This is a genomic window from Aeromonas sp. OTU364 (genome assembly GCF_038440395.1).
Taxonomy (GTDB): domain Bacteria; phylum Pseudomonadota; class Gammaproteobacteria; order Enterobacterales; family Aeromonadaceae; genus Aeromonas.
Map to the genome: position 1 here is coordinate 146,547 of NZ_JASATR010000006.1, position 21,443 is coordinate 167,989.

Annotated in this window: 14 protein-coding genes and 1 pseudogene; 6 read left to right on the forward strand and 9 right to left on the reverse strand. The window is 61.9% G+C overall.

Features of this window, described 5'->3' with window-relative positions; all coding sequences use genetic code 11:
• Nucleotides 1–17: 17 nt before the first annotated feature.
• Together AAHB08_RS08965 and AAHB08_RS08970 are read right to left on the reverse strand one after the other, a co-directional pair.
• Nucleotides 18–761, reverse strand: coding sequence for a CHAD domain-containing protein (locus AAHB08_RS08965; protein WP_342058726.1), 744 nt, complete (start codon nucleotides 759–761; stop codon nucleotides 18–20).
• A gap of 19 nt (nucleotides 762–780) precedes the next feature.
• Entirely contained in the window at nucleotides 781–1,053 is a 273-nt protein-coding gene (locus AAHB08_RS08970; protein WP_342058727.1) for an acylphosphatase, read from the reverse strand.
• An 83-nt stretch (nucleotides 1,054–1,136) separates the two neighbouring features.
• On the opposite strand from AAHB08_RS08970, the gene AAHB08_RS08975 reads away from it, so the two are divergent.
• Nucleotides 1,137–2,567: a methyl-accepting chemotaxis protein gene (locus tag AAHB08_RS08975; protein ID WP_342058728.1), complete on the forward strand. Its 1,431-nt coding sequence runs from the start codon at nucleotides 1,137–1,139 to the stop codon at nucleotides 2,565–2,567.
• 322 nt (nucleotides 2,568–2,889) lie between these two features.
• Here the strand turns inward: AAHB08_RS08975 and AAHB08_RS08980 are convergent, their stop codons facing one another.
• Nucleotides 2,890–4,464 carry a flagellin N-terminal helical domain-containing protein gene (locus AAHB08_RS08980; RefSeq protein WP_342058729.1) on the reverse strand — a complete coding sequence of 525 codons (1,575 nt, stop codon included), beginning with the start codon at nucleotides 4,462–4,464 and terminating at the stop codon, nucleotides 2,890–2,892.
• Between the two features lie 285 nt (nucleotides 4,465–4,749).
• On the opposite strand from AAHB08_RS08980, the gene AAHB08_RS08985 reads away from it, so the two are divergent.
• The gene (locus AAHB08_RS08985) at nucleotides 4,750–5,943 is read left to right on the forward strand and encodes a class I SAM-dependent methyltransferase (protein ID WP_139434534.1); all 1,194 of its coding nucleotides are present in this window, start codon (nucleotides 4,750–4,752) and stop codon (nucleotides 5,941–5,943) included.
• 418 nt (nucleotides 5,944–6,361) lie between these two features.
• Here AAHB08_RS08985 and AAHB08_RS08990 read toward each other — a convergent pair whose 3' ends face one another.
• Nucleotides 6,362–7,006: a glutathione S-transferase family protein gene (locus AAHB08_RS08990; RefSeq protein WP_342058730.1), complete on the reverse strand. Its 645-nt coding sequence runs from the start codon at nucleotides 7,004–7,006 to the stop codon at nucleotides 6,362–6,364.
• Between the two features lie 262 nt (nucleotides 7,007–7,268).
• Here AAHB08_RS08990 and AAHB08_RS08995 point away from each other — a divergent pair.
• The 4 genes and pseudogenes from AAHB08_RS08995 to AAHB08_RS09010 all read left to right on the forward strand — a co-directional run bounded on the left by AAHB08_RS08995 (nucleotide 7,269) and on the right by AAHB08_RS09010 (nucleotide 11,680).
• A pseudogene (locus AAHB08_RS08995) lies at nucleotides 7,269–8,453 on the forward strand (acyltransferase family protein).
• A gap of 368 nt (nucleotides 8,454–8,821) precedes the next feature.
• Entirely contained in the window at nucleotides 8,822–9,859 is a 1,038-nt protein-coding gene (selD, locus tag AAHB08_RS09000) for a selenide, water dikinase SelD (RefSeq protein ID WP_342058731.1), read from the forward strand.
• A 52-nt stretch (nucleotides 9,860–9,911) separates the two neighbouring features.
• Complete coding sequence (gene mnmH, locus AAHB08_RS09005) at nucleotides 9,912–11,042, forward strand: tRNA 2-selenouridine(34) synthase MnmH (RefSeq protein WP_342058732.1); 1,131 nt, start codon at nucleotides 9,912–9,914, stop codon at nucleotides 11,040–11,042.
• Nucleotides 11,036–11,680 carry an MBL fold metallo-hydrolase gene (locus AAHB08_RS09010; RefSeq protein ID WP_139434544.1) on the forward strand — a complete coding sequence of 215 codons (645 nt, stop codon included), beginning with the start codon at nucleotides 11,036–11,038 and terminating at the stop codon, nucleotides 11,678–11,680. The genes mnmH and AAHB08_RS09010 overlap by 7 nt, the downstream gene beginning before the upstream one ends.
• Here the strand turns inward: AAHB08_RS09010 and AAHB08_RS09015 are convergent.
• From AAHB08_RS09015 to hrpA, 5 genes are all read right to left on the reverse strand, one after another.
• The gene (locus tag AAHB08_RS09015) at nucleotides 11,656–12,672 is read right to left on the reverse strand and encodes a response regulator (RefSeq protein ID WP_202045702.1); all 1,017 of its coding nucleotides are present in this window, start codon (nucleotides 12,670–12,672) and stop codon (nucleotides 11,656–11,658) included. The two genes, AAHB08_RS09010 and AAHB08_RS09015, sit on opposite strands and share 25 nt — an antisense overlap.
• Nucleotides 12,669–15,839, reverse strand: coding sequence for a hybrid sensor histidine kinase/response regulator (locus AAHB08_RS09020; RefSeq protein WP_342058733.1), 3,171 nt, complete (start codon nucleotides 15,837–15,839; stop codon nucleotides 12,669–12,671). Before AAHB08_RS09020 ends, AAHB08_RS09015 begins: the two co-directional genes overlap by 4 nt.
• 206 nt (nucleotides 15,840–16,045) lie before the next feature.
• Nucleotides 16,046–16,333 carry a 50S ribosomal protein L25 gene (gene rplY, locus AAHB08_RS09025; protein WP_041205748.1) on the reverse strand — a complete coding sequence of 96 codons (288 nt, stop codon included), beginning with the start codon at nucleotides 16,331–16,333 and terminating at the stop codon, nucleotides 16,046–16,048.
• Nucleotides 16,334–16,496: 163 nt separating this feature from the next.
• Nucleotides 16,497–17,339: a hypothetical protein gene (locus AAHB08_RS09030; protein ID WP_342058734.1), complete on the reverse strand. Its 843-nt coding sequence runs from the start codon at nucleotides 17,337–17,339 to the stop codon at nucleotides 16,497–16,499.
• Between the two features lie 69 nt (nucleotides 17,340–17,408).
• Nucleotides 17,409–21,323 carry an ATP-dependent RNA helicase HrpA gene (gene hrpA / locus AAHB08_RS09035; protein WP_342058735.1) on the reverse strand — a complete coding sequence of 1,305 codons (3,915 nt, stop codon included), beginning with the start codon at nucleotides 21,321–21,323 and terminating at the stop codon, nucleotides 17,409–17,411.
• Nucleotides 21,324–21,443: the final 120 nt, after the last annotated feature.

The following is a 21,443-nucleotide window of genomic DNA, read 5'->3' on the forward strand; positions in this document are numbered from 1 at the left end:
ATCCCTTTTTCTTCCCGCTAATCTTGGCGCAGCAACGCCATCCGCAGACCAATCAGCTCTGCCTGCCGACAGTCCAGCTGGCGCAACTGGCAGCGTATCGCCTCCCGCAGGGCGCGCACTTGCTTGTTTCGCCCCTTCTGGCGACGCAGCCGCCTGCGCCATTGCCGGGCATCCTGCAGCTGACCCAGCCTGTCCTGCCACTCGATCAGCATGGAGAGCCAGGCCGGATCGCCCCCCCCCTGCCCCACCAGCAGCTCCACCCCATAACGGGTCTGCTTCAGGACCAGCCGCAACCTGTGCCAGTGGCGCAGCCGCAGCCTGTTGCCGGCCGACGGTAGCTCCAGTCCGGGCTCGGCCAGGCAATCCGCCAGACCGAGCGCCAGATGCATCTGAAAAAACGGCAGGGGATTGAAGTCGGCAGGGACTTGCAGCAGCCGATCCAGCCAGCGCGCCAGTCGCACCGTCAGCATGGGCACCCGGGGCATGGCCAAAGGGAGGGGCTTGCCGCCAAAGTGCGCCGCATAGACCTGGGCGTCCCGCAGGGCGGAGAGTCTACCCACAGCGCGCATCAGTCGCCGCTCCAGCCCGGGGTCATGGATCAGGGGACGCCAGAGGGCGAGCAGGGCCAGCAGGCGACGGGTCGCAATCCGGTAGCCATGGACCTCCTCCGATCCTGCCCGTTGGCGCAGGGCCAGGGTAGCGGCCCAGTATTGATCCATGAGACGGCGTGCCTGCTCTAGCCCCTTGCTCTGATCCATCATCTGCCGGCCTCCTGCCTGCTCAGTTGGTATGAAAACCGGAGCCCGTGGGGGGCAATGACCGGGTGCACTCCATTTTGGTCACAGTGGCCGTTCGGGGCCCGTGCTCCAGCCAGCCCAGCATCATCTGCACCTTCTGCTCAGGGCCGGCGATGAGGATCTCCACAGAGCCATCCTCCAGATTGTAGGCATGCCCCCTGAGCCCCAGCTGCAGTGCCCGCTCCCGGGTGAAGTAACGAAACCCCACCCCCTGTACCTGGCCCCACACTCGCACGACAAACGATTGCTCTCCCATTTATCACACCTTCCCCTTAAGAAATTTTCCCCCAAGGCGATAATGAGCACGACACTCTCTCCCTTGCAGGACGCAATACCATTATGAAAGAAGTTAAATTCCGGTGGGTTGACCGTTATCTCATTCACCTCACGATCAGCGAAAAATTTCTCATCACCTTCTGGTGCCCCTTGTTGTTCATCGCCTTTCTCACCTGGTACCTGCTGGCCGACGGCCATGATCAGCAGATGCAGATCCGGCTGGATCAACTCAAGCAACGGGTAGAGACCACGGCCCAGCTGATCACCCAGCAGCCCACCCTCACCCTGCCGGCCGAGCTCACCCTGGCGCCCTCCGGCAGTGCCGGTCTGACCCAGCAGGGCGATCGCTTTCAATATAGTGCCCAGGCCGGTCAGGCCGGTTTTGTCAGTGGCACCCTGGATGCCGGTAACTTCTCCATGTGGGATGGACAGGGGACGACCCTCACCATCATAGCCGTGCTGGCCGCCCTGCTTGCCCTCATCACCCACTATCTGATGACCTTCGTCTCCGGGGCCCTCTACTCCACCAACAAGGCGCTGCAGACGGTGGCGAACGGGGATCTCACCTTCCGCCTCAACTTCTTCCCGGTGCGGGACGAGTTCTCCATCCTGGCGGGCAGCATAGACCGCTTCACCGATCGCCAGCACAAGATAGTGCGACTGGTGGAGGAGTCCGCCGAGGCGCTCACCCTGGCCGCCGACGAGTTCCGCGAGCACGCCAGCGACGGAGAGACCCTGGCCCGCGCCCAGCGCCAGCACATGGACTCCCTGGCCGCCGCCATGGAGCAGATGTCGGCGGCAATTCGCGAAGTGGCCCGCAACGCCAACGACACCCTGCTGCAGACCCGCCAGTCCAGCGAAGAGGCAGCCAACGGCGCCCAGCGGGTGGCTCGCACCATAGCCGCCATCCGTACCCTGGCGGACGAGATAGGCAACGCCTCAGGCGCCGTCGAGCGGCTGACCCACAATGCCAACCGCATCAACGAGGTGGTCAACGTCATCAACGCCATCTCCCAGCAGACCAACCTGCTGGCGCTCAACGCCGCCATCGAGGCCGCCCGGGCCGGCGAACAGGGCCGCGGCTTTGCCGTGGTGGCAGACGAGGTACGCACCCTCGCCAGCCGTACCCAGCAGGCCACGGTGGAGATCCAGCAGATGATTGAAGAGTTGCAGGCCGGCACAGGGGCGCTCAACGACATCATGGAGAAGACGGTCGGGCGTGCCGCCAGCAGCCAGCAGCTCATCACAGAAGTGGGGCAGGACATCGACAAGCTGAGCAGCCACAGCGACGCCGTGCTGGAGATGAGCACCCAGATCGCCACCTCCAGCGAACAGCAGAGCTCGGTAGCAGAAGAGATCACCCGCAACCTGGATCAGGTGCGCCACGAGGCCAGCCGGGTGGAAGAGTCCGCCAGCGCCTCAGTCGCCGGCACCACTGGCCTCAAGGCCACCGCCACCGAACTCGGCCAGGCCATGACGGGCCTGCGGATCTGAACGCTCTGAGTTAGGATGGACCTGCATTCTTTTAACTTGCCCTGAGTCATCAAATTCCCCGATGTTCCGCATCGGGGAATTTTTTTAGCTCCTGCAGCAACCCCCAATCCCCCGTATTTCGTTCAGCCGCTCGGCCGAGCGTCTTCAGACGCCTTAGTCGTGAATCTTTGGAGCTCTTGATCGTGGTTGACCACCTGACTAAGCCCACGTTTTGGATATCGCCTCTCACCAAACATTACACTAAGGTCACTGTGCCGCGATCAGGCTCACAACCAGAGCAATACCAATGAGGTTAGGGTATTACAGCTTTTATTCGGCAGAATCAGGACTGCAACAAACTCAGCGCCAATTTGGGGCGGCTATTGGCCTGACTCAATATGCTGGTACTGGCCTGTTGCATGATTCGGGTCCGAACCATGCGCGCAGACTCACTCGCCATGTCGGCATCCCGGATCCGTGAGCGGGCAGCACTCAGGCTTTCATTGCTCGTGCTCAAATAACGTCCCCTCGCCTCCAGTGAATTGGCTTGAGCACCAATCTGAGAGCGCTGTACACCGAGCTGCGTCATGCCTGCATCCAGTGTCCTGATGGCACGACTGGCGTTGCTCTCGTTCAGTACATCTATGTTGTCGACCGTATACTTCTGCTTGTCTTGAAGGAAAAAGCCAAGGGAACCCAAAGTGTTACCTTCCATATCAATATTTGAATATTGAGTACCCGATGAGATGAGCTCAAGTTGTCCAATATAGGTCGTACTGCTCACATCCGTGAGCAAGGCCGAGAGTGACGGGTTGGCCGAGATAGGTGGAACTGGGGGTGCTGGGGGAGGTGGCTGGGGTGGTTGGGGTGGATGAGTAGTGCCATTCGCCAGAGTAAGACTATTGCCCTGAGAGCTAAAGATAGTGAGCTGATTATTGGCAGGATTGTTGTTATATGAACCACTGACGGAAAATCCAAGACCAGCGGATTGTGCCGCCATGTTGATCCGATGGACAACCGTTGCCATCAACCCACTATTCTCCGATGTCGGGTTCACAGGATCCCAGCCAGTCATGTCGATGCCCGTCGTCAAATCAACCGTCTGTCCTTCGATATCGATATAGGAAGGAAGAGTGGACAGATCGATTGACGACCTTACCGAAAATGGATGCTGTACAGCCTCTACCGGGCCCTGATTATTGGGAAAGCTGGTGCTATTGATGTCAGAGATAAAAGCTTCCAGCGACGGATAGTTCTTGTCAAACGTCACGCCATTGAGCGTGATAGGCTGTGCCCCAAGTTGTAAACCATCAATGCTGTGAGCACCGGGTTTGCTGCTGGCCGGGCTGCGGGACTGCCACACCATTTCGCCGAGATTTTTGGTCTGTGCATTCATATCCGTGATGACCATGTTTTGGCCTGCATAAGCCCCGACGGAAAATATCCCTTTATATGTCCCGGCCAATAGACTCTGTCCGGCAAAGGTCGTCTTGGTCGCGATGCGATCCATTTCCAGGCGCATCTGCTGGAATTCAGCATTGAGTGCGGCGCGGTCATCCGTCGAATTGATGCCACTGCCGGCTTGCAGAGCAAGCGTCCGCATTCGCTGCATGAGATTCATCGATTCATCCATCGCTCCATCGGCTACATTGATCACGGAGATGGCGTCGTTGACATTGCGAATAGCCCCATTGGTACCATTGATTTCGCTTGTCAGACGATTGCTGATCTGAAGTCCCGCCGCATCGTCCGCTGCACTGTTGATACGCAGACCCGAGGATAAACGCTTGAATACAGAGTCAAAAGTACCCGATACACCACTGAGATTGCGCTGTGCCGTCATCGCAGAAACATTGGTACGAACAGAGAGTGACATTATGTGCCCACCGGAGAAGATAAGATTCAATTTGGTCTTCAATTACTATCGACATCACCATATGAATCTTTATGAAAAACTGACTGACAAGATGAAAGATGTTAAAAAAGTCCGTACTCTCAAGTACATGACACTCTGAGGCGAGATGAAAGGTGCTCATGACTAGCAGTACTACCCTTGCTGGTACCTTGAAGGATTCCTCACGTATTTTCCTTGCTATTGACCATCTGCAATACCCGATCGTTAACCCTGCAAGCAAACTCTGGCTTAGCGAGGCCGTTGCACATAGAATGTGGCCCCTTTTCTTTTGACCATCTGGCAACTCCCATGAGCGCTTCCATCTATCTCGTCAAAGGCCGCGAAAAATCCCTGCTGCGCCGTCACCCCTGGATCTTCTCCAAGGGGATCGACAAGGTGCAGGGCAACCCCATCGATGGCGATACCGTCGAGATCTACTCAAACGATGGCAAGTGGCTCGCCCGGGGCGCCTGGTCAGGCAGCTCCCAGATCCGTGCCCGGGTCTGGACCTTCGACAAGGACGAAACCGTCGATCTCGACTTCTTCATCCGCCGCCTCAAATATGCGCAGGAGTCTCGCGATCCGCTGATCAAGCGTCAGGGTCTCACCGGCTATCGCCTGTGCGCCGCCGAATCCGACGGCCTGCCGGGCCTGACCATAGACCGTTACGCCAACTTCCTGGTGTGCCAGATCCTCTCTGCCGGTGCCGAGTTCCAGCGGGAACTCATCACCCAGGCCCTGCGTACCCTCTACCCTGAGTGCAGCATCTATGAGCGCTCCGACGTGGCGGTGCGCAAGAAGGAAGGGCTGAAAGAGCGCACCGGCGTCATCCATGGCGAGACCCCGACCGAACCTGTGGTGATCGAGGAGAACGGCGGCGTCAAGATCCTGGTGGACATCCGCAACGGTCACAAGACCGGTTTCTATCTGGATCAGCGTGACAACCGCCAGGCGGCAGCCAAGTACACCGAAGGCAAGCGGGTACTCAACTGCTTCTGCTACACCGGTGGTTTTGGCGTCTATGCCCTCAAGGGCGGCGCCAGGGAAGTGGTCAACGTGGATCTCTCCCAGAACGCCCTGGACATCGCCCGCCAGAACGCCGAGCTGAACGGCCTGGATACCAGCACCACCCAGTTCGTGCGCCACGACGTGTTCAAGCTGCTGCGGGAATACCGCGAGAAGGGCGAGAAGTTCGATGTGATCGTGCTGGATCCGCCCAAGTTTGCCGAGAGCAAGGCCCAGCTGCTGGGTGCCTGCCGCGGCTACAAGGACATCAACATGCTGGCGTTCCAGCTGCTGGCGCCGGGTGGCGTACTGCTGACCTACTCCTGCTCCGGCCTGATGGAGCAGAGCCTGTTCCAGAAGATAGTGGCCGATGCCGCGCTCGATGCCGGTCGCGATGCCCAGATCCTGGAGCTCCTGTCCCAGGCTTCCGATCACCCCATAGGGACCGCCTATCCGGAAGGCTTCTACCTCAAGGGGTTGGTGGTGCGTGCCCGCTAAGCCGCGCCAACCAGCGCTGGCACAGTGCCAGACCAGGGCTTGATGACAAGCCATACCCTAGAGAAGGCCCGCTAGCGATAGCGGGCCTTCTCTGTCTTGTGCGCCCAAGAGATAACGAGGCTCACTCCGTCTGTGCCCTCCTCAACTGGCCGCCACTCCTCCCGCCCCCTCGCCTTAGCCAAGCTTCATGCTCACCGGCAGATGGCACTCACCAGCGGTGAACATGGCGATGCTTTTATGCAAAAACATGAAAATAAAATCACGATACTTGGAAAATCCTCGGGAAAATATCAGACACAAACGCATCAACACTCATTTTACTGCATAAAATACTCTTCCCCTCCCCCCCCCTCCCGACCATTCCCCGTCCGGTTTCTGTGCTAGGTTCGCTGCCTTCTGCCGGGATCTCGCGCCCGGCTCAGTCACGGGCCGGCGCCCCCAGGGGGAAGTAGTGGCGGTAGGGCCTCGCCTCATCCACCACCCGGACTATGGAGGGGTGACCCAGCAGACGGGCACGGTAGGCACGCAGCCTGGTGAGTGAGTACGGGATCTCATGGGCCCAATCGGCATAGAAGAGCGAAGGGGCGGCGGCACAATCGGCCAGGGTGAACGCCTCCCCTACCGCCCAGGTGCGTCCGGCGAGGCGCTGGTCCAGCCAGGGGTAGATCTTGTCCAGCAGCTCCCTGGCCTGGGCGACGCCGTAACCATCGTGATCCCCCGCCGGGCGCATCCTGTCCAGCACCACCTTCTGCATCGGCGTCATCACATAGTTGTCGAACAGGCGATCGAGCATGTGAACCTCGATCCCCTCCTCCCCTGCGGGCACCAGACAACGGGGGCCGGGATGCGCGCATTGGAGATATTCGATGATGGTGCTGCTTTCTATCAGGGTGCGCCCCTGATCCACCAGCACGGGAAAGCGCTTGAGGGGCCAGAGGCTGGCGAGTTCCTCCTTCACCGTCGCCGCCTCCAGGTTGAGGTAATCGAAGGGGACGTCATTCTCGTAGAGGGCGATCAGCACCTTCTGGCTGTAGGACGAAAAGGGATGGGCATAGAGTTTCATCGGGCGTGCTCCTTGCATTCATGTGGGCGACCTTCCTAGTCTAGATCCCCGTGTCTGCTCCTGACCTTCCCCCAGAGAGCAGGCGATTTTTGCGTGATAAACGCACATTCATGACGACAATCACGCCCGTATGGATCTCTTTTGGGTAGGATGATCCCGCCTGCGGCAGCCAAGCCGAGGCAGCCGACCCATCAGGGTTGAGGGGCGGCACCACAACAAAAAATCGATGTCAGGCCAAGCTGAACATCACAAGGATCCCGCCATGAATCTATCATTGCCGCTGTTGACGCCGCTGCGGGGCATGGCTGCCCTGATGGTGGTGCTGTTCCATGCCCGCCTGTTGCTCTTTCCCCAGTGGATGGAGTCCATCGCAGGCCACACCCAACTCATCGAGAACGGCTACCTCTGGGTCGATCTGTTCTTTATTTTGAGCGGGCTGGTGCTGGCCCATGTCTACGGGGAAGCCTTCGCCCGCACGCCCCGCACCATAAGTTATGGCCGCTTCCTCTGGCTGCGGCTGACCCGGGTTTATCCCCTCTATCTGGTCACTCTGCTGCTGCTGGTTGGCTGGGAGCTCTACAAGGCCAACCATGGGATTGGCTTCTACGCCGGCCCCCTGTTCAAGATGTGAGAGTGGGAAGGGATGCCTCCTTTCGGCTCGCCCTTTACCCCGGCCGAGGCGCTGCCAAGCAGTCTGTTGCTTCTGCAGGTGGTGACCGATCACGGATTGACCTGGAACTTCGCCGCCTGGTCCCTGAGCGTGGAGTGGATTAGCTATCTGCTGTTTCCGCTGCTCATTCCCCTCGCCGTCACCCGCAGCCGCTGGAGCAACCTCGCCTCCTTGCTGGCCCTGACGGTGCTGGCCTTTATCGTGCACAGCCGGGGTACCCTGGATGTCACCAGCGGGGCGCTGGCCATCGGGCGCGGGGTGAGTGAATTCGTGCTCGGGCTCTGGCTGCTGCCGAAGGTCAAGGCTGCCCGCCAGTGGCCCATGATGCAGCAGGATCTGCCGCTGCTGCTCGCCTTTCTGCTCCCCTTCGCGCTGATGCAGTTCACCATGACGCCGCAGCTGACCCTGCTGCTGATCAGCGCCTACGTGTTGCTGATCTGGATTGCCGCCTGCCAGGGCGATCGCCAGAGCCCGCTGCTGCGCCTGCTTGATAACCGCTTCACCAACTGGCTGGGGGATCTCTCCTACTCCATCTACCTGCTCCACGCGCTGGTGCTGCTCACCGGCTGCGAGCTCATCCACTATCTGGCGCCGGAGCTCACCGAGTGGTGGTATGCCCAGACCAACCCGCTGCTGGGTGTGCTGGCCACCCTGCTGATGCTCGCCGTGCTGATCGGCCTCTCGTCCTTGAGCTACACCCTGCTGGAGCGGCCGCTGCAGCGGCGTCTGCGCCGGCTCGGCAAGGCTCGCCCGCCAGCGATGGAGCAAGCCGGGTAAGAGCCCGGTATAAAGATGGCCCCGACCTGAGCATGGCTCGCCCTCGGGGCAACACAGGGGGAGATGCCTTGCCGCCAGCTCGTGGCATAAGGCCGATCCCTCTCTTTTTTGCCCACCAATCCCCTGCGTTTTGTGTGAATTCCAGTTCGAACCAGAGAGGGCATTTGTGGCATAATGCCCCGTCCTGTGGCCCTTGGCGGGGCTGCGCTGGCGCACCATGTCGCCCCTCCTTCCCCGTCCTGTCCGGCAGCCTTGCGTGACATCGCAGCCTCCCAAGGCAACCAGGGCCACCCGAATTTCACGCGCTTGAGCGCGCATTTGACGGCTCCACAGAGCCTCTGCACTGTTTGCACAAACAAGGGGTAAGCATGTCTTCCATTCGTCTGACCCAGTACAGCCACGGCGCTGGCTGTGGCTGCAAAATCTCCCCCAAGGTGCTCGACACCATTTTGAAGAGCCAGATCCCGGGCTTTGACGATCCGACCCTGATCGTCGGCAACAGCAGCAAGGATGACGCCGCCGTGGTGGACATAGGCAACGGTCAGGGCATCGTCTCCACCACCGACTTCTTCATGCCCATCGTCGACGATCCCTTCACCTTCGGTCGCATCGCCGCCACCAACGCCATCAGCGACATCTATGCCATGGGCGGCAAGCCCATCGTCGCCATCGCCATCCTCGGCTGGCCCATCAACACGCTGGCGCCTGAAGTGGCCCAGCAGGTGATCGACGGCGGTCGTCAGGTGTGTCACGAGGCGGGCATTTCCCTGGCCGGTGGTCACAGTATCGATGCCCCCGAGCCCATCTTCGGCCTCGCGGTGACCGGTATAGTGCCGCTGGGTGCCATCAAGCAGAACGACACAGCCCAGGTGGGTGACGTGCTCTATCTCACCAAGCCCCTTGGCATCGGCATCCTCACCACGGCCCAGAAGAAGGGCAAGCTCAAACCCGAGCACGAGCAGCTGGCCCCCGAGGCCATGTGCACCCTCAACAAGATTGGCCAGCAGTTTGCGGCCCTGCCCGGCGTGCACGCCATGACGGACGTCACCGGCTTCGGGCTGGCCGGCCACCTGCTGGAGATGTGCGAAGGATCAGGGGTGTGCGCCCGCCTCGACTTCAAGGCGCTGCCTCTGCTGGACGAGGTGGATCACTACCTGAATGAGGGCTGCGTGCCGGGCGGCACCCTGCGCAACCACGACTCCTATGGTCACAAGCTCGATGCCATGGACGATCGCACCCGCAACATACTGTGCGACCCCCAGACCAGCGGCGGCCTGCTGGTGGCCGTCGGTCAGGAAACCGAGGCCGAATTCCTCGCCATTGCCGAGCAGGCCGGGCTGAGCCTCTCCCCCATTGGCCGCTTGCAGGCACGCGATGGCGCACGCTTTATCGAGGTCATCCAATGAGTGCCCTGCGGTTTGTTGCCCGGACGGGTCTGATCTCTCAGGGGGATGCGCGATGAGTGAGCTGCCGCTCGAAACAAACCTGGCGCGCATCTTCCTGGAAGACGTGCCCCTCATCGATCTGCGCGCCCCCGTCGAATTCCAGGAAGGGGCCTTCCCCAACGCCGTCAGTCTGCCGCTGATGACGGATGACGAACGCGCCCAGGTGGGCACCTGTTACAAGCAGCAGGGTCAGGCGGCGGCCATCGAACTCGGCCACAAGCTGGTGGGGGGCGCCGTGCGCGCCGCCCGTATCGAAGGATGGCTGGCGCAGTTGCGCCAGCAGCCCGATGCCCTGCTCTACTGTTTCCGCGGCGGCCTGCGCTCCCAGACGGTGCAGCTGTGGCTGCATGAGGCCGGGGTCACCCGCCCGCGGGTGGCCGGCGGCTACAAGGAGCTGCGCCGCTTTCTCATCGATACCCAGGAGAGCGCCAGCGCCCAGTGCCACTGGCACGTGCTGACCGGCATGACAGGCTCAGGCAAGACCCACATGCTGGCCGACATTGCCCAGTCGGTGGATCTGGAAGGACACGCCCACCACAGGGGATCCTCCTTTGGTCAGTTGCCGGGGGGGCAGCCCAGCAACATCAACTTCGAGAACCGGCTGGCCATAGAGCTGCTCAAGCGCCGGCACAGGGGTGAACATGCCTTCGTGGTGGAAGACGAGAGCCGCCTCATCGGTCGCTGCGCCCTGCCTCTCAACCTCTATGAGGCCATGTGCCAGGCCCCCCTGGTGGTGGTAGAGGTACCCCAGGAGGAGAGAGCCGAGCAGATCCGGGGGGATTACGTGCAGGATCTCTGGCAACGCTATCTGGAGATGCACGGCGGCGAGGCGGGCTGGCCGCTGTTTGCCGGCTACCTGACCGATGCCCTTGCCCGGCTCAAACGCCGCCTGGGGGACAAGGATCACCGGGAGCTGGATGGCTTGATGCAGGCCGCCCTCAAGGAGCAGGCCAGCACGGGAGATACGGCGCTGCACCTCGCCTGGATCCGCCTGCTGCTGACCCGATACTATGACCCCATGTACCTCTATCAGCTGAACAACAAGCGCGAGCGGATCCAGTTTCGCGGTGACAAGCAGGCCTGCCTCGCCTACTTCGCCGAGCTGCACGCCCGTCAGACCCATCAGGAGAGTCCCACATGTTGAAGTTCGAGGTGATCCCGGTCACCCCTTTCGCCCAGAATTGTTCCCTCATCTGGTGTGACGAGACCCATCAGGCGGCGCTGATTGACCCCGGTGGCGAGGCACAGAAGCTGCTGGCGGCCATCGCCAGGCGGGGGCTGACCCTGACCCATATACTGCTGACCCACGGGCATCTGGATCACGTGGGGGCGGCGGCCGAGCTTCGCGAGAAAACCGGCGTGGCCATTACTGGGCCCCACAGGGAGGATGCCTTCTGGCTCGACATGTTGCCCCAGCAGAGCCAGATGTTCGGCTTTGCCCATGCTCCGGCCTTTACACCGGATGGCTGGCTTGAGCAAGGCGACAAGGTGCAGGTGGGGCGGTGCGAGCTGGAGGTCTATTTCTGCCCGGGCCACACCCCGGGGCACATAGTGCTGCTCAGCCAGGCCGAGCGACTCGCCTGGGTGGGAGACGTGCTCTTTGCCGGCAGCATAGGGCGCACCGACTTTCCCCGTGGCGATCACGCAACCCTGATCAAGTCGATCACCGAGACCCTGCTGCCCCTTGGGGATGACATCGTCTTCGTGCCCGGTCACGGCCCCAGCTCCACCCTGGGCCGCGAGAAGGTGAGCAATCCCTACCTGACACAGCCTATCTGGTAATCCCCCCGCTCCTCGCGGGTGTCCCACTGGCTCTTGAGGCGCAAGATCTCCGGCATGATCTCGAGAAAGCAGGCGAGCAGCCGGGGATCGAAGTGCTGGCCGGCGCCATCGCGCATGGTGGCCAGCACCCTGTCCAGTGGCCAGGGCTCCTTGTAGGGGCGACGCACGCTCAGGGCGTCAAACACATCGGCGATGGCCACGATCCGCGATGCCTCGGGGATCTCCTCGCCGCTCTCGCCGGCGGGGTACCCCGAGCCGTCCCATTTCTCATGGTGATGCAGGGCAATGTCCGCCGCCATGCGAAAGATGGGCGCGTCGGAGCGCTTCAGGATCTCGTAACCGATGCGCGGGTGACTGCGCATGATGACCCACTCCTCCTCGGTGAGGGGACCGGGCTTCTTGAGGATATGATCGGGGATACCAATCTTGCCCATGTCGTGCATGGGGGCCGCCAGCTCCAGCAGATCCGACTGTTCCGGGCTCCAGCCAAGCGCATCGGCCAGGGCTCGGGCATAGGCGGCCATGCGCCAGATATGAACCCCGGTGTCGGTGTCGTTGTAGTGACCCGCCTCGCTCAACATCACGATGGCGGTGCGATAGCTGCGCTCGAGCTGATCGAGACGCACCAGGGAGAGGTGGTTGCGCACCCGGGCACGCACCGTGCTCGGGCAGACCGGCTTGTAGATGTAATCCACCCCGCCCGCCTCGAACCCCTGGCTCTCGCTGTCTGCGTTGTCGCTCGCCGTGATGAACAGCACAGGGATCCCGGCGTGGGCCGGATCGGCCTTGAGCCGACGGCACACCTCGTAGCCATCCATGTCGGGCATGCGCACGTCAAGCAGGATCAGGGCCGGCTCGTGGCGCCCCACTGCGGCCAGCCCCTCCTCCCCCCCCTTGGCAAAGAAGAGGTTGTACTCCTCCTTGAGGATTTGCCGCAGCAGCCCGAGGTTGCTCGGCTCGTCGTCGATGATCAGCACTCGCGGTCGATTCATGGGGCAGGCTCCTCCCGATCCTCCAGATAATCCTCCAGCTTGCGGGTGGCGAACGGGATATCGAACAGCTCCAGGGCCGCACTTATCTCGCTCACCAGCTCGCCAGGCAGGTAACTCCTGGCCTGGCTCAGCGCCGGCTCAATCAGATCCAGATCCTCGCTCACCAAGGCTTGATGCAGGGCGTGCAAACACACCTCCCGCACTTCCCCCTGGGCCAGCGGGGAGCTGACGGCGCCCGGCTCGCGCCCGGCATAGGTGTCGATGGAGTGTTGTGCCCGCTCCAGCGCCTCGAGGAAGGGAGCGATGAGCTGACTGGTGTCGCCCCCCTGCTCGATGGCCTCGTTCAACTCGGCACTGATGCGCGCCACATCGGTGAGCGACAGGCTGCCCGCCACCCCCTTTATCTTGTGTGTCAGGCTCGCGGCCGCATCGGTCTCGTGCTGGGCGATGTAGTCCGGCAACACGGTGCCGACCGTCATGTAGTCATCGCGAAAACGGCGCAGGTACTTGAGATAGACCGAGGCTTCACCCCAGTTGCGAAGTCCGGTATCGATATCAATGCCGGCCACCGGCTCCTGGGCGAGTGGCTCGTCGCTCACGGCGAGCGGCAAGACGCTGTCCGGGAGATAGCGCAGCAGGGTCGCGATGAGCTGCTCCACATCGAGCGGCTTGGCGATGAAATCGTTCATGCCACTGGCCAGCGCCGCCTCGCGCTGATCCTTGAACACCCCGGCGGTGAGAGCCAGCACGGGAGTCTCCTCCCGTCCCGGCAGCTGGCGCAGGCGACGGGTCGCCTCGTAGCCATCCATCACCGGCATCTGCACGTCCATGAGCACCAGATCGATGCGCCGCGCCGGATCGGCGAGACAAGCCAGGGCCCGCTCCCCGTCGATGGCGGTGATCACCTCGGCCCCCTCCCGTTGCAGCAGGCGGGTCGCCACCTCCAGGTTGATGTCGCTGTCATCGACCAGCAGTACCTGTACATCCGGCAGGCGCAGACGGCGCTGACCGCTCTCCAGCGGCTCCACGTGCTCGCGCTTCTCGTGGATGAGGCGTGCCACCGCGTTGTAGAGGCTGGAGCCGGTCACCGGCTTGTGCAACACCAGATCCACCTGCTCCGAGCCGGGGCGACGCATCAGCTCGTCCTGGGAATAGGCGGTCGCCATGATGATGATGGGTGAGCGCTCCTGTAGCTCGAAGGCACGGCGAATCGCCACGCAGGTCTCGAGCCCGTCCATGCCCGGCATGATCCAGTCAAGCAGGATCACGTCGAAACGCTCACCCTGACGCAGCAGATGGTGCAGGGCCTGCTCACCGGATTCCACCACCCGTGACTGCCAACCGAGGGAGCCCACCGTCATCGCCAGGGTGTCGCGGGTCACCTGATTGTCGTCAGCAATCAGCAGTGAAACGTGCTGCAGTCGCTCATTGAAGGCCTCGGGGCGCTCCACCTGCTCCAGCCGGACGCGGAACCAGAACTCGCTCCCCTTGCCCAGTTCGCTGGTGACGCCAATGTCGCCCCCCATCAGGTTCACCAGACGACGGCTGATGGTCAGGCCAAGCCCGGTCCCCCCGAAACGGCGGCTGGTGGAGGAGTCGGCCTGGGAGAAGGCATTGAAGATGTGAGCCTGCTGCTCGGGGGGAATGCCGATCCCGGTGTCGCGCACCCGAAACAGCAAGGTGGCCATGCCGTCTTGCTCGGCCTCCAACTCGACCTTGACCTCCACCTCCCCGCGCTCGGTGAACTTGATGGCATTGCCGGTCAGGTTGAGCAGCACCTGCTCGAGGCGCAGGGCATCCCCAATCAGATGGGCCGCCTGCTCGGGCGCGCTGCTTACCACCAGCTCGAGGTGCTTGTCGCCGACACAGGTAGACATGATGGCCGCCACGTGATCGAGCACCTCTTCCAGGCTGAATGGCGCCCGCTCGAGCTCGAGCCGGCCCGACTCAATCTTGGAAAAATCGAGGATGTCATTGATGATCCCGAGCAGCGCCTGCCCGGCCTGGTGGATCTTGCGCACCAGAGCATGCTGACCATCGTCGAGCCTTCCCTGCTCGAGCAGGTAGGTCAGTCCCATGATGGCGTTCATGGGGGTACGGATCTCGTGGCTCATGTTGGCGATGAAATCCCCTTTGACCTGCGCCAGCCTGGCCGCCTCCTGCTGCGCCAGCTGCTCTCGATGCCGGCTGCGCACCAGCGAGGCTACTCCGGCACCGAACAGCAACAGCAAGATGGCGCAGGTGGCCGAGATGATCCCCCAGATGTGAGTACGAATGGCCAGCAGCTCGCTGCGCGGCACCAGGGAAGCGGCTTTCCAGATCAGCTGATCGTGATTCTGCGCCGGGTACAGGGTGGTCCAGCTCCACAGTCCGTCGGCAGACTCCATCTGGCCGCTGGAAGCGCCCCAGAGTGCCTGCCAGGCCTGGGGGGAAGCGTGCCTCAGGGTGAGATCCGGGCGTTCGAGCATGAAGCCCCACTCCTGGGATGGATCCGGGCTACGCAGCCAATAACCGTCCTGGTTGAACAACATGGTGTGATCGGCGGCCTTGCCACTGCTGTTGGCGAACACCTTGAGCATACGGCTGGCCTGCACGTTGATAAGCAGCAAGCCCAGATCGCGATCCCCCAGGCGCAGACGCTTGGCAATACGGATCATGGGGTTGAAGGGGCGATCGATCACCCCCTGCTCGACGTTGAGATCGAGCGGCGAGACGTAGACTCGCTCCCAGGGCAACGCCATGGCGTCACGAAAATAGTAACGCTCCCCCTTGTTTTGCAGCTGGTCGTCAGCCACACGCTGCAGATGCTGGCCCTGACGATTGAACCGCACCAGCTCCATGCCATCCGGCGCCAGCCAACGCACCTGGGCATAGTCGGGATTGCGGTTCATCAGAACGGTAAACTGGGCGGCAATGTTGTCACGCTCGTCGCGACCCGCCGCCTCGAGCAGGATAGGCTCTTCAGACATGCTACGCACATGGCGCAGCGGCACCGCCAGCTCGTCGTCGAGGCGACCGCTGGCGAGCGCCAGGAAGGTGCTCTCATCGCTGCGAACACGGTAGAGCTCGCGCTCGATCAGTGCATTGCCCAGCAGATAGCCCCCCGCCAGGACCAGCAGCAGGATAGGTGAAAACAGCAGGAAATATGCCCGTACGATTCCCTTCATAACGGTCAACATCACCCCAAAAAAGTGGACTTGCCCGAGTACCTTGTGGACATCAGAGCACCACAACGGGTGTCCTGCTGTCAATCATGCCTTCAAGTAAAGACCAATAGTGCTGTTTGAGTATTTTATTTTTGTGGGTAAAAATGCTGTAAAAACAAAGAGGCCACCCGATTGGGTGGCCTCTTTACAGGAAAGTTCGTTGTCGATTAGACGCGAACGAAATCCAGGTGAACCAGCTTGTAGCGAACCGGGTGACGCTGGATAGCCTTCACGTTCACTTTGACTTCTTCACCGTTGATGACCAGGGTCAGCTCGGAGGAGTAGAACTCCGGCTTCTCTTGGGCCAGGATCAGCTTTTTGTGGTCCAGGGTAACGGACACAGCTTCTTTGCCTGCACCGTAAACGATGGCAGGAACTTGGTCAGCATGACGCAGGCGGCGGCTCGCACCTTTCCCCAGGTCAGAACGGACTTCAGCTTGGAATACGAAAGACATAGTGGTTATCTCTTTTAAGATGAATATATGGTGTTGACTGCGACCGGTCAGCACCTCGCAAAACGAGCGCGAATACTAGCATGGGCCCGGGGTGGATACAAGGGACGCGCGACTCGCCATTCGCGCCTCCCCACAGCGGCATCGGATCTTATCCGAACGCGCCTCAGCGCCCCTGCTCCAGACGAGCAAACTGCTGCTGGCGCTGGGCCGGGCTCATGGCGTCAAACTGGGCCAGGGTCTCGGCCTTGGGGCAGTAGAGGCGCTGGCCCGTCTGTACCCTTATTCCCTTGCCCATCCCGGGGCGATTCTCCTCCACCAGCGCCAGCAGATAGCTGTAGGTATCAGACCCGCTGCCCACCTGTGCCTGGAGCTGGCTGGCGATGCGCCAGAGCGTCTCCCCCGCCGCCACCTGGTGACAGACTCGCGACGCCCCTCCCGCCGCGGTCGCGGACAGGGTCAACGTGGTTCCCTCGGCGCCCTGGCCGAGGGTGGCGAGTTGCACGGCACCACTCTGAGCTGAAGCCCCCAGGGGGATGGGTGCAGCCCGCCCCATCAGGTTGGCCAGCAGCGGCTCGCTCTGGGGCATCCGCCCCCTCCCCGCATTCGAACCCGGCAAGGAGAACTCGGTGATAAAGGCCGCCCCTCCCTGATCCTCAGGGGCGAGAGAGCCACTGGCGACGGGCTGCACGGCCGAATGGGGGGCCATGCCATAGGCCATCTCATCGATGCGCTTGAGCCTGGCCAGATAGGCCTTGGAGAGCTGGGCCTCCCCTTCGAACAGATCGAAGGGGGGCACCAGACGGGCGGGAAACAGGATCTGCCAGTGGCCGTTCTTCTTCTTTTGTTCGAGCGGCGGGAACTGGTTGCCCCGCCAGGCCACGAAGATGGGAGGCACGGCCCTGTGCACCGGGTAGTACTCCGGGTTGAGCTGCACCCAGGTTTGCTCCGCAATGGGCTGATAGCCGCTGATGTTGACCAGCGCAACCCCCAACCAGATCCCCAGCATATGACGGCCTCCCTTCCCTTCAAACCCGGTCTGTTTTCACTCTATCCAATAAAACAGATAGATAGCAGCTTAGCACTGGGCTATGGCGCTCTGCACCCGTTTATCCGAGATGGGGTAAGGTGTCCCCAGCTGCTGGGCGAAGAAGGAGACTCGCAGCTCCTCTATCATCCAGCGGATATTGGCCACCTCGGGGGGGATCGGCTGGGATTTCGGGATCTTGGCGAGCAGCGCCTTGTAGTCGCTCTCGACACTCTGCACCTTGAGCATATGGACCCTGTCCCGGTTGGGATCGATGGCCAGCTTCTCCAGGCGCCGCTCGATGGCGCGCAGGTAGCGCAGCAAGTCAGGCAGCCGCTGCCAGCCAGTCTCGGTCACGAACCCCTTGTGGATGAGGTTGCCGAGCTGCTGCTGGATGTCGGACATGGCAAAGGCGGTGTCGAGCTGCATCTTGCCCTTGAGCCGCTTCTTGATCTCATGAGAGAGGGTCAGCACGGCTTCCACCTGCTTGGCCACCTCCACTACCGCATCATTTAGCTCGGCGCGGACATACTCCTTGAGCGCCTCGAAACCGGCCTCGTCCCAGGCCAGGCCACCGTGCTGCTCGATGAGCTTGTCACAGCCGCAGGCGATGCAGTCGTCGATGAGATCGCTCACCTTGCCGAAGGGGTTGAAATAGAGCCCGAGCTTGGCCTTGTTGGGTAGCTTCTCCTGCAGATACTTGATGGGGGACGGCACGTTGAGCAGCACCAGCCGGCGCTGGCCCGCCCACATCAGCTGCTGCTGGGCCACCGGGCTCTCCACCAGCTGGATGGCGACCGAGTCCTTCTGATCCACCAGGGTCGGATAGGCCTTCACCTCGAAGCCGCTGCGCTTCTGGCTGTACTCCTTCGGCAACTCGCCAAAGCTCCAGAGGGTCAGGCCCGACTGCTCGATATCATCGTCCGCCACCTGGGAGAGGGTCTCCTGTACCTTGCCGCGCAGCGACTCTTTCAGCGCCTCCAGATCCTTGCCTTCCGCGATGGGCTTGTGCTTGTCGTCCACCACCCGGAAGGTGAGTTTCAGGTGATCGGGCACCGATGCCCAGTCCCAGGCTTCCCGGGGCACTGTGACACCTGTCATGCGGCGAAGTTGACGCTCCATCTCGTCCAGCAGCGGCCCCTGCTCGGGATTGAGGGTGGCGAGCAGCGCATCGGCGTAGTTCGGCGCCGGCACGAAGTTCTTGCGCATCGGCTTTGGCATCGACTTGATGAGGGCCACCAAGAGTTCATGACGCAGCCCGGGGATCAGCCACTCGAACCCTTTGACTTCCACCTGGTTCAAGAGCGGCAGCGGGATATGCAGCGTCACACCGTCCGCCGCCTCCCCCGGCTCGAACTGGTAGGTCAGCTTGAGCTTGAGGCGCCCCTGCTGCCAGAAGTTGGGGTAGTCGAGATCGCTGATGTGGGCGGCATCCCCCTTCATCAGCATCTCTTTCTCGAAGTTGAGCCGCTCGGGATCCTGCTTTTGCGCCTCCTTCCACCACTTGTCGAAGTGGCGAGCGGAGATCACCTCCTCCGGCAGGCGGGCGTCGTAGAAGCGGAACAGATCCTCGTCATCCACCAGGATGTCGCGACGGCGAGATTTGTGCTCCAGCGCCTCCACCTCGGCCAGGAGCTTGCGGTTCTCGCCAAAGAAGCGATGGCGGGTCTCGAAGTCCCCCTCCACCAGGGCGCGACGAATGAAGAGCTCGCGGCACTGGGCCGGATCGATGCGGCTGAAGTTGATGGTGCGCTCGGCAACCAGGGTCAGGCCGTAGAGGGTCACCTTCTCCTTGGCCATGACGGCGCCGTTTTTCTTCGACCAGTGGGGGTCGCTGTGGTGCAGCTTGATGAGGTGCGCCGCCAGCGGCTCCACCCACTCGGGTTCAATCCTGGCGTTGATGCGGGCGTAGAGGCGGGAGGTCTCCACCAATTCTGCGGCCATCACCCACTTGGGCGGCTTCTTGAACAGACCCGAGGCCGGGAAGAGGTGGAAGCGGCCGTTGCGGGCGCCGAGGAACTCGGGCTTCTCCAGATCCTTGTTGCCGATATGGCTCAAGAGGCCGGTCAGCAGGGCGCAGTGCACCGTCTTGAAATCCGCCGGTTCATGGTTCGCTTTAAAACCAAGCTCTTTCACCGTCTGGCGCAGCTGGAAGTGGATATCCTGCCACTCGCGCACCCTCAGGTAGGAGAGAAACTCCTTCTGGCACATGCGGCGGAACGGGTTGCTGCCGAGGGCATCCTGCTGCTCTTTCAGGTAGTTCCAGAGATTGACGAAGGCGAGGAAGTCGGAATCCTTGTCCTCGAAGCGCCTGTGCTGCTCGTCGGCGGCCTGCTTCTTCTCCATGGGTCGCTCGCGGGGATCCTGAATGCTGAGGCCCGCGGTGATCACCATCACCTCGCTCAGACAGCCGGTTTGCGAAGCCGTGATCACCATCTTGGCGAGCCGCGGATCGAGCGGAATGCGCGACAGCTGGCGACCGGTCTCGGTCAGCTGCAACCTGGGTTCCTGCTCGCGGGTACCGGGCAGTTCCTTGACCGCCTCCAGCTCTTTCAAGAGGGTCAGGCCATCCTTGATATGACGCGACTCCGGCGGCTCGACGAAGGGGAACGCCTCCATGTTGCCAAGGCCGAGTGCCAGCATCTGCAGGATGACCGATGCCAGATTGGTGCGCAGGATCTCGGGGTCGGTAAAGGCCGGACGGTTGTTGAAATCCTCCTCGGAGTAGAGGCGGATACAGATACCGTCCGCCACCCGGCCGCAACGACCCTTACGCTGGTTGGCGCTGGCCTGGGAGACCGGCTCGATAGGCAGGCGCTGCACCTTGGTGCGCCAGGAGTAGCGGCTGATGCGGGCAGTACCCGGATCGATGACGTAGCGAATGCCCGGCACCGTCAGCGAGGTCTCTGCCACGTTGGTGGCCAGCACGATGCGCCGTCCGGCGTGTTGCTGGAACACCTTGTTCTGCTCGGCGTTGGAGAGTCGGGCGTAGAGCGGCAACACCTCGGTATCCCGCAGGTTGAGCTTGCGCAGGGCATCGGCGGTATCGCGAATTTCCCGCTCGCCGTTCATGAAGATGAGGATGTCCCCCAGCCCCTCCCGGGCCAGCTCCTCCACCGCATCGAAGATACCCTGCAGCTCGTCGCGCTCCTCCAACCCCTCGCTCTTGTCGCCGCTTTTTTTATCAGCAAACAGCGGGCGATAGCGCACCTCCACCGGGTAGGTGCGCCCTGAAACTTCTATGATGGGCGCCTGGTTGAAATGGCGGGAGAAGCGCTGGGGATCGATAGTGGCCGAGGTGATGATCACCTTGAGATCCGGGCGTTTTGGCAGCAGTTGCTTCAAGTAGCCCAGGATGAAGTCGATGTTGAGGCTGCGCTCATGGGCCTCGTCGATGATGATGGTGTCGTACTGGGTCAGCATGCGGTCGTGCTGGATCTCCGCCAGCAGGATACCGTCTGTCATCAGCTTGATGTGGGTCTGCTCGCTCACCTGATCGGTAAAGCGCACCTTGTAGCCCACGTAGTGGCCGAGCTCGGACTCCATCTCTTCCGCAATACGGGCGGCGACCGTGCGGGCCGCGAGACGCCGCGGCTGGGTGTGGCCTATATAGCCCTTGACCCCGCGCCCGAGCGAGAGACAAATCTTGGGGATCTGGGTGGTCTTGCCCGAGCCGGTTTCGCCCGCGATGATCACCACCTGATGCTCGCTGATGGCCTTGGCGATCTCCGCCTGCTTCTGGCTGACCGGCAGGTTGTCCGGATAGGTGACCCTGGGCACGCCCGCCAGACGGGACTGGTAGCGCCCCTCGGCAACATCCAGATCGGCGGCTATGGTCTCGAGCACGGCAGCTTGTTTGCCTTCCGGCAGCTTCTTGACCCCGTGCAGACGGCTGGAGAGGCGGCGGGCGTCGAGGTTCATGCAGGCAGAGAGACGGCGGCGCAGCGCCTCGATAGAGAGAGACAAGGTAGGAATTCCTTAAATAAGTGCCCAGAGGGGCCATATCGATTAGCTGGGAGCGATCCTAAAGAGCGAGCGGGGGCGGTGCAAGCCTTAAAGCGGCACCTGCCAGGTTCAAAGCCGCGG

What these genes read in the sequence shown, in the direction of transcription:
- AAHB08_RS08965 (WP_342058726.1), bottom strand. Translation starts at nt 761, where the DNA reads ATGATGGATCAGAGCAAGGGGCTAGAGCAGGCACGCCGTCTCATGGAT.
- AAHB08_RS08970 (WP_342058727.1), bottom strand. Translation starts at nt 1,053, where the DNA reads ATGGGAGAGCAATCGTTTGTCGTGCGAGTGTGGGGCCAGGTACAGGGG.
- AAHB08_RS08975 (WP_342058728.1), top strand. Translation starts at nt 1,137, where the DNA reads ATGAAAGAAGTTAAATTCCGGTGGGTTGACCGTTATCTCATTCACCTC.
- AAHB08_RS08985 (WP_139434534.1), top strand. Translation starts at nt 4,750, where the DNA reads ATGAGCGCTTCCATCTATCTCGTCAAAGGCCGCGAAAAATCCCTGCTG.
- AAHB08_RS08990 (WP_342058730.1), bottom strand. Translation starts at nt 7,006, where the DNA reads ATGAAACTCTATGCCCATCCCTTTTCGTCCTACAGCCAGAAGGTGCTG.
- selD (WP_342058731.1), top strand. Translation starts at nt 8,822, where the DNA reads ATGTCTTCCATTCGTCTGACCCAGTACAGCCACGGCGCTGGCTGTGGC.
- mnmH (WP_342058732.1), top strand. Translation starts at nt 9,912, where the DNA reads ATGAGTGAGCTGCCGCTCGAAACAAACCTGGCGCGCATCTTCCTGGAA.
- AAHB08_RS09010 (WP_139434544.1), top strand. Translation starts at nt 11,036, where the DNA reads ATGTTGAAGTTCGAGGTGATCCCGGTCACCCCTTTCGCCCAGAATTGT.
- AAHB08_RS09015 (WP_202045702.1), bottom strand. Translation starts at nt 12,672, where the DNA reads ATGAATCGACCGCGAGTGCTGATCATCGACGACGAGCCGAGCAACCTC.
- AAHB08_RS09020 (WP_342058733.1), bottom strand. Translation starts at nt 15,839, where the DNA reads ATGAAGGGAATCGTACGGGCATATTTCCTGCTGTTTTCACCTATCCTG.
- rplY (WP_041205748.1), bottom strand. Translation starts at nt 16,333, where the DNA reads ATGTCTTTCGTATTCCAAGCTGAAGTCCGTTCTGACCTGGGGAAAGGT.
- AAHB08_RS09030 (WP_342058734.1), bottom strand. Translation starts at nt 17,339, where the DNA reads ATGCTGGGGATCTGGTTGGGGGTTGCGCTGGTCAACATCAGCGGCTAT.